Genomic DNA, 12,501 nt, shown 5'->3' with positions numbered 1-12,501 from the left:
CTTCGACGTTCTTCGCGTTTTTCGATACGACGCATTCCGCGACCCGCCGCCATGTTAGCCTCCTCGGCCGTCCGGGCGTCGCCCGACTTCGGACGCACCGGTTCAGGTCGACGAGGCCGCGTCCGGACCCGCGAACGTGCGGTAGAGCGGCCCCGCGAGGACCAGCACGCCGACCGCCGCCATCCCGAGGACCACCGTCGGGTCGACGAGCGACCCGCCGCTCGCCGTGAGCCGGTCGAGCGAGACGCCGACCGCGATTCCCGAGAGGACCCACGGCAGTTCGCCGAGGGCGGTCCCGAGGACGAACGGCCGAGCGCCGACGCCGGCGACCGCGGCTCCGACCGTCACCGCGTCGGACGGGAGCGGCAGGAGACGCGTCCCCGCCACGGCGCGCAGGCTCCCGGACTCCGCCGCGAAGCGCTCGCCGGCGCGACAGAACTGCGCGGCGACCCCGGAGGCGTCGCTCGCGTCGGCGTCGTCCCGAAGGCGGAGCCGCCCCGCCCGGGCGAGCGCGTACGGCGGGAGCGCGGTGGCGACGACGAGCGCGAGCGCGAGCGGCGTCCCGAGCCAGCCGTATCCGAAGCCGACGACGACGGCGAGCAGCGTCGTCGGCCAGGCGAGAAGGGGCCGCACCGCCGCGAGCGCGACGACGGCGACCCCGAAGCGAACCGGATCGGTCGCCAGCCATCGCAGCCGCGAGAGCGCCGCCTCGGGGGAGACCGCGAGCGCGACGGCCGCGAGCGCGGCGACGACGACGCCGGCGACCGCGTATCTCCCGAGCGTCGAGCGGCAGTTCACGCTCTCGCGTCGGCAGGCGTCCGGTAAACGCTTTGTGGGTGCGGGCGGCCTCACTCCTCGACGAACGCCTCGCGGAACGGTTCCGAGAGGTGCTCGCGCTGCCACGTCTCGACGGCCTCTTCGCCGAGGAGGCTCGCCCAAGCGGTCAAGATCCCGACGCACAGAACGAGGCCGGGGACGACGTGCGCGGCGGCGTCGACGAAAAGCGCCGGCCGGAGGAGGAAGAACCCGACCCGATCGGCGAGCGCGTCCCACGCGGGCCCGAAGGCGATCCACCGGAACCCGAACGGGACGACCGTCACCGTCGCGAGGGGGTACGCGAGGACGTCCGTCACCGGACCTCCCTTCCCGCGGACGAACGCGAGCGCGTAGAAGCCCCAGCACGCCAGCGAGGCGAAGACCCCGGCGATCCGCTGCGGGCCGACCGGTTCCCCGTGGCCCAGCGCGGCCACCCCGAAGAACGCGGCGGCCGCGCCGACGTAGCCGACGAGGCACGCGAGCGCGCCGCCGACGACGACGAGCGCGTGTTCCCCGCGCGACTGCCGGGCGAACGGAGCCAGCCCGAGCGGGACGTTCATCTCCGGGACCTCCGGCCGGCCGCCGGTTGAAGCTTGCGCGTCCGGTTCACGACAGCTTGCCGAGCGCTTCGAAGAAGTCGGAGGGGGGGCCCGCGATCCGGATCGGCGGCGCGGCGCGCTCGACGGTCACTTCGACCGGTCCGTCGAGCGTCGCGGTGTCGCGCCCGTCGCTGACGACGGTCGCGCCCGCGTCGTCCGCGACCGCGACCGTCACGGTCGCATCGGCGTCGACCACGAGCGGCGGCATCCCCTCCTCGGCGACCATCTCGTTGACGACGATTCCCTCCACCGCCGGGTGGACCAAGGGGCCCCGCTCGGAGAGGTTGTACGCGGTCGACCCCGTCGGCGTGGCCACGAGCACGCCGTCGGCGTGGCCGCCGGCGTACCGCGACCCGTCGACGCGCACCTCGTAGTCGATGCCGCCGCCGGGGCCGCGGCGCTCGCCCTGGACGACCACCTCGTTCGCGGCCGGCGTCGACGTCCACTCGCCGGCGCTGGCGGCGAGCCGCGGGGCCTCGCGGACGTCGAGTCCGCCGTTCCGGAACGCCCGGATCTCGGCGCGCAGCGCGGTCGCGGCGTCCGCCGGCGGGACGGCGTTGAGGAACCCGACCTCGCCGAGGTTCACGCCGACGATCGGCGTGTCGTCCGCGTTGCGCGCGACGAAGAGGAAGGTCCCGTCGCCCCCGACCGCGACGACGAGGTCGCAGTCGCCGAACGCGTCGACCGCGCGCGCGTCGTCGCCCGCGTCGAGGGCTTTCGCGGTCTCTCTGTCGAGCCAGACGGCCTCGCCCGCGTCGACGACGACGTCTCGGAGCGTCGCCGCGAGCGACGCCGCTCGCTCGCTCCCCTTTCGCGCCACGATGCCCACTTCCATGGGGAACCCATCCCGATCCCCGGATAAAAGCGTGCGGACATCGGGGAACCCCGCCGAGTTCTCGCCGCGCGAGAGTTCGCCGGAAAGTTTCAAGCCGCTCGACCGCATTGCTCGGGCCATGTCGACCCCCCACGGGCGGCGGAAACGATGAGCGAGGAGGACGACTGGTTCGAGCGCGCGTTGCGCGAGACCGACGAAGAGTCCGACGAGCGCCCGGTGGGCGAGGCGGAGCGCGGATCCGACGGCGGGGCGGGAGGGACGGAGGGCGCAACGGGTGGGACGGGGAGCGCAACAGAAGCGTCGGAGGGAACGGCAGAAGAGACGCCGGACTCGGAGCACGCGGTGAACGGCGCCGACGCTCCCGGCGTCGCGGAGCGGGAGTTCGACGACCCGGCGGTCGAACTGGGCGCGTCGCGCGACGACGGCGAGTCCGCCGACTCCTTCGGCGGTGCGGTCGGGGAGCCGGACGCGGACGCAGACACGGACGCGGGCGACGGCGACCCCTTCGGCGGCGCGGGAGACGACGCGGTGGGCGACCGCGAGACGCACCCTCCCGGAGAGACGGCCGACGACGTCGATCCGCTCGGCGGGGCCGAGGAGTCCGGCGGTGACCGGCCCGCAGACGAGCCGGGACCCGAGGGCGTGCCGGCGGACGCGTTCGGCGACGTCGACGGCGGCGACGGAGAGTTCGGGTCGTTCGGCGGCGAGGACCCCTTCGGCGGCGGGAGCGACGCCGGCGCGGGCGCAGGTAGCGCCCCCGACGCGGACGGCGATTCCGGCGGCGGGACGGACCCCTTCGGCGCGGACGACCCCTTCGGCGGGAGCCGGGGGGGCGGCGGGAGCGACGGCGGTGCGGGCGGTGGCGGTGCCGGCGGGAGCGCGGGAGGCGGCGGCGCGGGCGGCGACCCCTTCGGCGGCTACCGCGGCGCCGCGAGCGCCGGCGACGACGACTTCGGGTTCGGCGACCTCGCCGGCGAGGCGGGCGGGGGCGGCGGGACGACCGACTTCGACGTCGACCCGGGCGAGTTCGACTCCGAGATCGATCGGACCGACATCGGGGTCAAGGGGCTCGACGACATGATCCTCGGCGGCGTTCCGAGTCGCTCGCTGCTGTCGGTCATCGGCGGTGCCGGGACCGGGAAGACGACGTTCGCGCTCCAGTTCCTCAACCACGCCCTCGAATCGGGGAACAAGGGGATCTACATCACCCTCGAACAGACCCGCGAGTCGATCCTCGACACGGCGGCCGAGAAGGGGTGGTCGTTCCGCGAACACGCGGCCGAGGACCGCCTCGCCGTCGTCGCCATCGACCCGATCGAGATGGCCAACTCGCTGGCGTCGATCCGCAACGACCTCGTCCGGCTCATCGCGGAGTTCGACGCGGACCGGCTGGTGCTCGACTCCGTCTCGCTGCTGGAGATGATGTACGACCACCCCGCGAAGCGTCGCTCGGAGGTGTTCGGCTTCACCCGCTCGCTGAAGGAGGCGGGCGTGACGACGCTGCTCACCTCCGAGGCGAGCGAGGACACGCCGTACGCCTCCCGACACGGCATCGTCGAGTACCTCACCGACGCGGTGTTCGTCCTCCAGTACGTCCGCGGGTCGGACTTCCGCGAGACGCGGCTCGCGGTGGAGATACAGAAGATCCGCGACGCGAACCACTCCCGCGAGACGAAGCCGTACGACATCACGGACACCGGCATCTCGGTGTACGACCAGGCGAACATCTTCTGAGGGGCTCGTGCGACGTGGTAGTTAACCCGGCGCGCATTACAGCGGCGATTATTCATAAACAGATATGTCTGTGCGGCGGCGCGCGCCTCCGAGTGGCCGCCGGAGGCGGCCGCGAGGAGCGCGTGCGAGGGAGTCGGGCGCGACGAGGGCGACCGGAGGGAGCCCGGAGGACGCGCCCGACGAGGCTGGGGAGGCGTGAGGTGCGGGGCTGTGCGGGGCGGGGCGGGACTCAAAGGGGCAGCCGTGGGGCGGGCGCAGGCGACGCAAGCACTGGAAGGAGCGAGTACCGCGAGCGACTGAAGCGCGTGGTTCGAGAGAGCTCCGCTCTCTCGTCATCACGAGACGCCGAAGGCGTCTCGAACGACAGCGAGCGTGCGNGACTGAAGCGCGTGGTTCGAGAGAGCTCCGCTCTCTCGTCATCACGAGACGCCGAAGGCGTCTCGAACGACAGCGAGCGTGCGCCCGCCCCACGGCTGGGGCTTTGGAGGCATTCGACAGGTCAGAGAGAACTCCGGCATACCTGCGGCTCGCGGAGTTGCTCGCCGCAAGAATACACCGTCCGGGAGTCCCGTGAGTGGAGCGAACGGGACAACGGACGGGGCACGAACGAAGTGAAGTGCACCGTCCGGGAATCGAACCGGAATCAGACGTGCTCGCTCGTTTCACTCGCTGCGCGCGCCTGATAGGGTTCAATTATGTCCGGTGATTTCTCTCACTACGTTCGAGAAATGCACCGTCCGGGAATTGAACCCGGGCTATTAGCTTGGGAAGCTAATGTCCTACCACTGGACCAACGGTGCTCGAATCGAAGTACCCGACCGTCCCACTTCAACGTAGCGTTTCGGCGGGCGAGCCGCGACCGGGCCCGCGAGTGCCGCGAGCCACACGCTTAAGCCGTCACCGACGGAGGCACGCTCATGACCGACGACGCAGCAGACGGAACGCGGACGGACGCGGCCGAGGCGGTCGAGCGCGTGCGCGAGCGGTCCGCCGAACTCGCCCCCGCGCTCGGATCGACGTGGACCGACGACGAGCCGTGGCGCTTCCTCACCGACCTCACGGCGATCGGGAGCCGGATGGCCGGCAGCGAGGGCGAGCGCCGGGCAGCCGACCTCGTCGCCGACGCCTTCGAGGACGCGGGCCTCGCCGACGTTCGCACGGAGGCGTTCGACCTCCCGGCGTGGGAGCGCGGATCGGCCTCGCTCGACGTGACCGTCTCGGGGCGGGACGGCGAGCCGACCACGCGCTCGTTCGAGTCGCTGGCGCTCCCGTACTCGCCCGCGGGGAGCGTCTCGGGCGAGCTCGTCGACGTGGGGTACGGCACGCCGTCGGAGATCGACGAGCGCGACGTGGCGGGGCGGATCGCGGTCGCCTCGACGACCACGCCGTCCGGCGGGCGGTTCGTCCACCGGATGGAGAAGTTCGGCTACGCGATCGACTCGGGCGCGGTGGGCTTCGTGTTCGTCAACCACCTCGACGGGCAGCTCCCGCCCACCGGGTCGCTCACCTTCGGCGCGGAGGCCGAGGCGGTCGCCGTCGGCGTCTCGAAGGAGACCGGGGCGTGGCTCCGCGAGTACGCGGTCGGGGGCGAGGGGACGGTCTCGGCCGACTCGGACGCGGTCGCGCAGGTCGAGCTGTCGGTCGAGGCGTCGACGACGCCGGGCGAGAGCCGCAACGTGGTCGGGACGGCCGGCCCGGACACCGACGAGCGCGTCCTCCTCCTCGCGCACTACGACGCCCACGACATCGCGGAGGGCGCGCTCGACAACGGCTGCGGCATCGCGACGGTCGCGACCGCGGCCGAGATCCTGTCGGACGCCGACCTCCCGATCGGCGTCGACGTCGTCGCGGTCGGTGCCGAGGAGGTCGGCCTCCTCGGCGCGGAACACCTCGCCGAGCGCGTGGCCCTCGACCGCGTGAAGGGCGTGGTCAACGTCGACGGCGCGGGGCGGTTCCGCGATCTGGTCGCGCTCGCGCACGCCTCCACGGCGGCCGCGTCGGTCGCGGAGGCCGTGTCGACCGCGACGCGCCAGCCGATCGAGGTCGACGCGCAGCCGCACCCTTTCTCCGACCAGTGGCCGTTCGTGCGCCGCGGCGTGCCCGCGCTCCAGCTCCACAGCGACTCCGGCGACCGCGGGCGCGGGTGGGGACACACCCACGCGGACACCCGCGACAAGGTCGACGACCGGAACGTCCGCGAGCACGCGGTGCTCGTCGCCCTGCTCGTCGCGGAGTTCGCGGCCCCCGAGCGCGATCTACCCCGACTGGACCGGGACGAGCTGGCGGCCGCGTTCCGCGAGGCCGACTTCGAGACGGGGATGCGCGCCGCCGACCTCTGGCCGGCCGACTGGGACTGAGCGGGGGGGACGCGGGCCGACGCCGACCGCCCGGTCACTCCAGGTCCGCGTCCGGCGTCGCCGGCGGGAGTCGCTTGTGGGCGGTCGCGCGGTGGCGACCGAGCAGGTCGGCGACGAGTTCGCGGTCGACGTCGGCGAGCGCGGCGGCCACGGACTCCTCGCCGCCGTCGCACCCATCGCCGCCGTCGTCGCCCGCGTCTCCGTCGGCCTCGGCGACGGCCGCCGCGATCCGCTCGGCGACCGACTCGGGGTCCAGTCCGCGGTCGACGCCGAGGTGGAGGACGGGGTCGACGACCTCGTAGGGGGCTCCGAGGTCGTCCGCGTCGCGCTGCCCCGGCAGGAACCCGGCGGTCGGCGGCTTCTCGACGACGAACTCCGGTACGTCGAGCTCGGCCGCGAGCGCCCGGACGTCGGTCTTGTATAGGTGGCCGAGCGGGAACAAATCGGCCGCGCCGTCGCCGTGTTTCGTCAGGTAGCCCAGGAGGAGCTCGCTCCGGTTCGCGGTGCCGCAGACGAGGCGGTCCGTCGCGTTGGCGGCGAGGTAGGCCACCGTCATCCGAAGCCGCGCGACTGCGTTGCCCGACCGGACCGGCTCGTCGTGGAGGGCGAACCGGTCGGGGACGACCGCTCCGAACTGCGCGAACAGCGGTTGGAGGTGAATCGTCTCGTGTTCGATCCCCAGCGCCTCCGCGAGCGCCTCGGCGTCGCGGGCGTGGGGCGCGCCGATCTTGTTACACGGGAGGACGAGGCCGTACACGCGGTCGGCTCCGAGCGCTTCGACCGCGAGCGCCGCCGTCACCGTCGAGTCGAGCCCGCCGCTCATGTTCACCACCACGCCGTCCGCGCCCGCGGCGTCGACCCGCTCGGCGACGAACGACCGGCTTCGCTCGCGTTCGACGTCCGGATCTCGATCCGGGAGCAACGGGCGGGGGAACGGGCCGCCCCGGGGGGCGTCCCGGGCGTCCGGAGACGTTCCGCCCGCCGCCCGCTCGGAGGCGGCCACCCCGTCCGCGTCGAACGCGGAGTCGCGGTCAGGCATCACTACTCCCCGGTGGGTCCGGCCGTCGCGTCCAACCGTGCGCCGACCGGTCGACGTCGCCTCGCGGAGCGCCGGTGCGTCCTCGGGAGCGATCGCAAGCGTCGCGTTGAATCGTCATCAGTCGCCCGCCGCTTCCAGTCGTGCCGGTAAATACCTACGGTGTGGATCGTATAAGGAATTGGTACGATTATATTTGGACGACGCTTAAACGACGCACGAGTTCGATATTCGTCTCCCGATATCCGATCGAATCTCACAATGTTTGGAAACCGGTCGGTTAGAAATAACTACACCGTGAGTTAGCACTTTTCAGAGCTTAGATAACTCGAATGTGTAGAAAGCACTCTGAGAAAATCCACTCTAAGCATATAATGACGTTATATACGAACATTTATGCGTTTAGTGGCTATCAATCTCCACATGTCCGATATCCAGTTGAGTTCGAGTCAGAACCGCGTGCTCACCGCGCTCGTGAACCTCGCCGAGGGGCGGGACGCGCCGGTACAGGGGCGCGAGATCGCGGACGCGATCGACCGCAACGCCGGGACGGTCCGGAACCGCATGGGGAGCCTTCGAACGCTCGGCCTCGTGGAGGGCGTCGCCGGGCCCGACGGTGGCTACGTCCCCACCGACGGGGCGTACGACGCCCTCGGCATCGAGCGGCTGGAGGACGCCGCGACGACGCCGGTCGAGCGCGAGGGGACTCCCGTGGAGGACGTCACCGTCGCGGAGATCGACTTATCGAGCGTCACGAATCCCGAGCTGTGCCGCGCCGAACTCGTGATCCGCGGGCCGGTGGGCCCGTTCGACGCGGGCGACCACGTCACCGTCGGGCCGACGCCGACGACCGGGCTGCGCCTCTCGGGGACGGTGGACGCGACCAACGTCGACGGCAACACCCTCCTGGTCCGCGTCGACGGCATGGAGACCCCCACTGGCGGGTCGGCCGCTTGAGCGGCGACTCGGTCGCCCGAGCGGCTCGGTGGCACCGAGGCGACGGATCGCTGACCCGATCAGTCCGCGCCGAAGGCCGTGAACAGCCTGTCGCGGACCGCACCGGTCGCGGCCGCGGCGTGCCGCGCGTCCCGGTGTCGCTCCCCGAAGGCGACGCGAGCGCTCTCGGCGGCCTCGGGGTCGACGGCGAACTCGACGTCGGGGTAGCCCACGTCCCAGAGAACGAGCGGTTCGGGCGGCGCGGGACCGACGCCGCGGTCGCCCGGGATCGGTTCGGCGTCGAGTAGCCGGTCGATCCACTCGACCTCGGCCGTCCCGCGGCCGACGGCCCGAGCCGCGGCGACGACTCGACGGACGAGCGCGCGCGGGAAGCCGCCGGCCGCGACCTCGACGACGAGCGTGTCGCCCTCGCGTGTCGCCCGCGCGTCGAGGTCGCGGACCGTCCCCGTCTCGTCGGTCGTCAGGTTGTGGAAGTCGTGTTCGCCGTCGAACCGCGCGAGCGCGGCCCGGAGCCGCTCGTCGTCGATCGCGTTTTCCGGGTCCCGACGCGCCGCGTCGGTCGCGGCGTCTGCTCCGGCGGCGGGTGCGTCGTCCTCCCGGACGTCGGGCGCGTAGAGGTGGTACCGGTACGTTCGGCGGACCGCGTCGTGGGTCGCGTGGAACCCCGAGGCCACGTCGGCGGCGGCCCACGCGCGGACCGATCCGGGGAGGTGACCGTTGAACGCGCGCGGCGTGAGCCACGTCGGAGCCTCGAAGGCGACGGTCTGGGAGACGGCTGAGACGCCGGCGTCCGTCCGACCGGCGGCCGCGTAGCCGGGCGGCGTGGCGTGCGTCGGTCCGTCGCCGGAGTCGACGAGCCCGTGGTCCGCGAGCGCGCCGAGGAGCGCGTCAGCGACGGTGTGCGCGTGGGGCTGCCGCTGGAAGCCGGCGTACGCCCGGCCGTCGTACGCGACGCGGAAGGCGCGCGTGACCGTGTCCGTTCCTCCCGACGCGTCCGTCACTGCGGATCGTCCGCGTCGCCGCCGTCCGCCTCGTCGCCGTCTGCGTCAGGCGTCTCGGCCGCGCGGTCCGCCTCTTCGGGGTCGGCCATCGGAACCGTCACAACGGGCACCGACGCAACGCGGACGACCTTCTCGGTCACGCTCCCGAGGAGGAGCCGGCGGATCCCTCGCCGGGTGTGGCTCGGCATGATGACGATGTCGGCCCCGTCGTCGATCGCGTTCTCGATCACGGCCAGCGGCTCGCCGCGGACGACGTCGCCGACCGCCTCGACGCCGGCGGCTTCCAGTTCGGCGGTCACCGCTTCGACCCGCTTCGCGGCCGCGTCGGCGAGCCGGTCGGAGAACGCTCCCGCCCGCGGTCCGACGAGGGTCTCGGACGCGGTGTCGGCGGCCGAGACGACGCGAACGGTCGCGTCGTAGCGCTCGGCGAGGCTGGCCGCGTGCGGGATCGCGTCGTTCGCCTCGCCGCCGGGCGCGACGGGGAGGAGGATCTCGTCGTACATACGCGGTACTGCTCGCGCCCGGCGGAAAACGATACCGGCCGTCGAGGCCGCGGAGCGGCGGGCGTCACAGCCCGAGCGCGTCGAGCAGGTCGAAGCCGACGCCGGCGTAGCCGACGAGTTTGAACCCGAGGTAGATGCCGACGATCGCCACCACGCCCGGCAGCTCCGGGGGCGCGGGAATCGGCACGCGGAGGAACGCGAACAGCGCGCCGACCGTCACCCCGACGACGAGCGCGGCGACGGTCATGACGAGAGTCGAACTCATGTCGACGCGTCCGCAGTGTTCGTTTATAAGCGCGGTGTTCGGAGTCGGAGCCGGCCCGCGCGGATGGGCAGGGTTTTCCGACGGGCGCTCCACCCTGAGAACATGGCACGAGAGGTTTCCAACCCCGATAACCCGCAGGTGACGCTTCAGACCAACCACGGCGACATCGTCGTCGAGCTGTTCGCCGAGCGCGCGCCGAAGACGGTCGAGAACTTCCTCGGTCTGGCGCGCCACGACCCCGCCGCCGACGCGGAGCCCGCGCCGGAGACGAACACGTGGGAGGACCCGAAAAGCGGCGAGGTCCGCGGCGACTCGCTGTACGAGGGCATCGTCTTCCACCGCGTCATCGACGACTTCATGATCCAGGGCGGCGACCCGATGGAGAACGGCCGCGGCGGTCCCGGCTACCAGTTCGACGACGAGTTCCACGACGACCTCACCCACGACGGACCCGGGATCCTGTCGATGGCGAACTCCGGCCCGAACACGAACGGCTCGCAGTTCTTCATCACGCTGGACGCGACCCCGCACCTCGACGGCAAACACGCCGTCTTCGGCCAAGTCATCGACGGGATGGACGTCGTCGAGGAGATCGGCGGGGTGCCGACCGGCCGCAACGACGACCCCCGCGAGGCCGTCGAGATCGAACACGTCGACGTCGACGAGTAACGACTTCGACCCCGGAGGCGGTCGAGATACCGCGTCGTGCGGTTCGGATCCGTGGGCGGTTTCGCGTCGTGTGGTTCAGCTCCGTGGGCGGTTTCGCGTCGTGTGGTTCAGCTCCGTGGGCGGTTTCGCGTCGTGTGGTTCAGCTCCGTGCGCGGTTTCGCGTCGTGTGGTTCGGGTCCGTGCGCGGTTTCGCGTCGGTCGTCCCTGCGCCGGGCGCGACGCGATCGGGGCGTCGACCGCATGCGCTACCGTCTCACGCTGCGGGGAGTTGAGAAGAGTTAAATTGTCCCCGGCGTAAGCAAAGGACGCGCTCGGTTGGTGTAGTCCGGCCAATCATGTTGGCCTTTCGGCGGACGCGGCGCTTCGGCGCCGGTTCGGAAGTCAGCCGACGACCAGGGTTCAAATCCCTGACCGAGCATCCACTCTCACACCGCGAGCGGCGCGCTTCTACTTCGGTCGGTCCGAAGGGGAAGAATCACTTTCCTCGGAGACGACCCTCACGTATGACCGACCGATCCGACGACGGGAGCCACGACGCCGGCGGCGATCACGGCCACGACGGCGACGACCGTCGCATCGAGACCCGCGCGATCCACGCCGGACAGGAGCCCGACCCGGAGACGGGCGCGCTGATGACGCCGATCCACGCGAACTCCACCTACGAGCAGGACGGGCCGGGCGAACACCGCGGTTACGAGTACAGCCGGACCGGAAACCCGACGCGGACCGACCTCGAAGCGAACCTCGCCTCGCTGGAGTCGGGGAGCCACGCGCGCTGTTTCTCGTCGGGGATGGGCGCGATCAACACCGTCCTCAACCTGTTGTCCGCGGGCGACCACGTCGTCGCCGGCGACGACGTGTACGGCGGCACGCACCGAATTCTCACGCAGGTGTACGACGAGTACGACATCGACACCACGTTCGTCGACACGACCGACCACGACGCGGTCCGGGACGCGATGCGCGAGGAGACGGAGCTGCTCTGGGTGGAGACGCCGACGAACCCCCTGATGAACGTCAACGACATCGGCGCGCTCGCCGACGTCGCCCACGAGCGCGACGCGCTCTGCGCGGTCGACAACACGTTCGCGACGCCGTACCTCCAGCGCCCGCTCGAACACGGCGCGGACATCGTCTCCCAGTCGCTGACGAAGTACCTCGGCGGGCACTCGGACACCATCGGCGGGGCGCTCATCGTCGACGACGCGGAGTTGGACGAGCGGCTGGGGTTCTACCAGAACTCCGTCGGGGCGACGCCGGGCCCGTTCGACGCCTTCCTCGTCCTCCGTGGGACGAAGACGCTCCCCGTCCGGATGGACCGCCACTGCGAGAACGCGATGGCGCTCGCGGAGTGGCTGGAGGGGCACGACGCGGTCGACCGCGTCTACTACCCGGGACTGGAGTCGCACCCGGACCACGAGCTGGCGGCCGAGCAGATGGACGACTTCGGCGGGATGCTCTCGTTCGAGCTGGACGGCACCCTCGAAGAGGCGTCGACGGTCGTGAGCGAGACGGAAGTGTTCACGCTCGCGGAGTCGCTCGGCGGCGTCGAGAGCCTGATCGAGCAGCCGGCGGCGATGACGCACGCCGCAATCCCGCGGGAGGAGCGCCTCGCGGCCGGTCTCACCGACGGCCTGATCCGCGTCTCGGTCGGGATCGAACACGTCGACGACATGAAGGCCGACCTCCAGGCGGCGTTCGACGCGGCACAGTGATGACCGACTCCGAC

The 12,501-nt window shown here is 71.6% G+C and carries 12 protein-coding genes and 2 tRNA genes; 6 read left to right on the top strand and 8 right to left on the bottom strand.

Going from position 1 to position 12,501, the window contains the following annotated elements:
* Positions 1–102: 102 nt before the first annotated feature.
* Genes C464_RS02890 through C464_RS02880 form a run of 3 tightly spaced genes read right to left on the bottom strand, consistent with a single transcriptional unit; the run spans position 103 to position 2,250 of the window.
* Complete coding sequence (locus tag C464_RS02890; RefSeq protein ID WP_006112010.1) at positions 103–798, bottom strand: VTT domain-containing protein; 696 nt, start codon at positions 796–798, stop codon at positions 103–105.
* 50 nt (positions 799–848) lie between these two features.
* Positions 849–1,376 (bottom strand): hypothetical protein, encoded by a 528-nt coding sequence (locus C464_RS02885; protein WP_006112009.1) that lies wholly within the window; start codon positions 1,374–1,376, stop codon positions 849–851.
* Positions 1,377–1,422: 46 nt separating this feature from the next.
* A complete protein-coding gene (locus tag C464_RS02880; RefSeq protein WP_006112008.1) occupies positions 1,423–2,250 on the bottom strand; it encodes an NAD(+)/NADH kinase in 828 nt (275 codons plus the stop codon).
* Positions 2,251–2,397: 147 nt separating this feature from the next.
* On the opposite strand from C464_RS02880, the gene C464_RS02875 reads away from it, so the two are divergent.
* Complete coding sequence (locus C464_RS02875) at positions 2,398–3,984, top strand: KaiC domain-containing protein (protein WP_006112007.1); 1,587 nt, start codon at positions 2,398–2,400, stop codon at positions 3,982–3,984.
* 729 nt (positions 3,985–4,713) lie between these two features.
* Here the strand turns inward: C464_RS02875 and C464_RS02870 are convergent.
* Positions 4,714–4,784: transfer RNA gene (locus C464_RS02870), tRNA-Gly, on the bottom strand.
* A gap of 117 nt (positions 4,785–4,901) precedes the next feature.
* Between C464_RS02870 and C464_RS02865 the strand changes: the two genes are divergently transcribed.
* Complete coding sequence (locus tag C464_RS02865) at positions 4,902–6,341, top strand: M28 family metallopeptidase (protein WP_006112006.1); 1,440 nt, start codon at positions 4,902–4,904, stop codon at positions 6,339–6,341.
* A 34-nt stretch (positions 6,342–6,375) separates the two neighbouring features.
* Here C464_RS02865 and nadE read toward each other — a convergent pair whose 3' ends face one another.
* Entirely contained in the window at positions 6,376–7,380 is a 1,005-nt protein-coding gene (gene nadE / locus C464_RS02860) for an NAD(+) synthase (RefSeq protein ID WP_006112005.1), read from the bottom strand.
* Positions 7,381–7,800: 420 nt separating this feature from the next.
* Between nadE and C464_RS02855 the strand changes: the two genes are divergently transcribed.
* Positions 7,801–8,334: an Rrf2 family transcriptional regulator gene (locus C464_RS02855; protein ID WP_049910799.1), complete on the top strand. Its 534-nt coding sequence runs from the start codon at positions 7,801–7,803 to the stop codon at positions 8,332–8,334.
* A gap of 59 nt (positions 8,335–8,393) precedes the next feature.
* Here C464_RS02855 and truA read toward each other — a convergent pair whose 3' ends face one another.
* The 3 genes from truA to C464_RS02840 all read right to left on the bottom strand — a co-directional run bounded on the left by truA (position 8,394) and on the right by C464_RS02840 (position 10,103).
* A complete protein-coding gene (truA, locus tag C464_RS02850) occupies positions 8,394–9,335 on the bottom strand; it encodes a tRNA pseudouridine(38-40) synthase TruA (RefSeq protein ID WP_006112003.1) in 942 nt (313 codons plus the stop codon).
* Complete coding sequence (locus C464_RS02845) at positions 9,332–9,838, bottom strand: universal stress protein (RefSeq protein WP_006112002.1); 507 nt, start codon at positions 9,836–9,838, stop codon at positions 9,332–9,334. The genes truA and C464_RS02845 overlap by 4 nt, the downstream gene beginning before the upstream one ends.
* Before the next feature lie 64 nt (positions 9,839–9,902).
* Positions 9,903–10,103, bottom strand: a complete 201-nt coding sequence (locus C464_RS02840; RefSeq protein WP_049910798.1) for a XapX domain-containing protein — start codon at positions 10,101–10,103, stop codon at positions 9,903–9,905.
* Positions 10,104–10,205: 102 nt separating this feature from the next.
* Here C464_RS02840 and C464_RS02835 point away from each other — a divergent pair, with 102 nt between their 5' ends.
* The 3 genes from C464_RS02835 to C464_RS02825 all read left to right on the top strand — a co-directional run bounded on the left by C464_RS02835 (position 10,206) and on the right by C464_RS02825 (position 12,487).
* Positions 10,206–10,772 carry a peptidylprolyl isomerase gene (locus tag C464_RS02835; RefSeq protein ID WP_049910797.1) on the top strand — a complete coding sequence of 189 codons (567 nt, stop codon included), beginning with the start codon at positions 10,206–10,208 and terminating at the stop codon, positions 10,770–10,772.
* A 309-nt stretch (positions 10,773–11,081) separates the two neighbouring features.
* Positions 11,082–11,190: transfer RNA gene (locus C464_RS02830), tRNA-Glu, on the top strand.
* 85 nt (positions 11,191–11,275) lie between these two features.
* Positions 11,276–12,487, top strand: coding sequence for a cystathionine gamma-synthase (locus C464_RS02825; protein ID WP_006111999.1), 1,212 nt, complete (start codon positions 11,276–11,278; stop codon positions 12,485–12,487).
* Positions 12,488–12,501 lie beyond the last annotated feature (14 nt).

Origin of the sequence: Halorubrum coriense DSM 10284, assembly GCF_000337035.1 — an archaeon.
GTDB lineage: Archaea > Halobacteriota > Halobacteria > Halobacteriales > Haloferacaceae > Halorubrum > Halorubrum coriense.
Note: the sequence above shows the minus strand (reverse complement) of the source record. Positions and strands in the feature narration are given on the sequence as shown.

Excerpts from the sequence above, each read along its gene's own strand:
- nadE (WP_006112005.1), bottom strand. The coding sequence starts at position 7,380 with ATGCCTGACCGCGACTCCGCGTTCGACGCGGACGGGGTGGCCGCCTCC.
- C464_RS02855 (WP_049910799.1), top strand. The coding sequence starts at position 7,801 with ATGTCCGATATCCAGTTGAGTTCGAGTCAGAACCGCGTGCTCACCGCG.
- C464_RS02825 (WP_006111999.1), top strand. The coding sequence starts at position 11,276 with ATGACCGACCGATCCGACGACGGGAGCCACGACGCCGGCGGCGATCAC.
- C464_RS02845 (WP_006112002.1), bottom strand. The coding sequence starts at position 9,838 with ATGTACGACGAGATCCTCCTCCCCGTCGCGCCCGGCGGCGAGGCGAAC.
- C464_RS02840 (WP_049910798.1), bottom strand. The coding sequence starts at position 10,103 with ATGAGTTCGACTCTCGTCATGACCGTCGCCGCGCTCGTCGTCGGGGTG.
- C464_RS02865 (WP_006112006.1), top strand. The coding sequence starts at position 4,902 with ATGACCGACGACGCAGCAGACGGAACGCGGACGGACGCGGCCGAGGCG.
- C464_RS02880 (WP_006112008.1), bottom strand. The coding sequence starts at position 2,250 with ATGGAAGTGGGCATCGTGGCGCGAAAGGGGAGCGAGCGAGCGGCGTCG.
- C464_RS02875 (WP_006112007.1), top strand. The coding sequence starts at position 2,398 with ATGAGCGAGGAGGACGACTGGTTCGAGCGCGCGTTGCGCGAGACCGAC.
- C464_RS02835 (WP_049910797.1), top strand. The coding sequence starts at position 10,206 with ATGGCACGAGAGGTTTCCAACCCCGATAACCCGCAGGTGACGCTTCAG.
- C464_RS02885 (WP_006112009.1), bottom strand. The coding sequence starts at position 1,376 with ATGAACGTCCCGCTCGGGCTGGCTCCGTTCGCCCGGCAGTCGCGCGGG.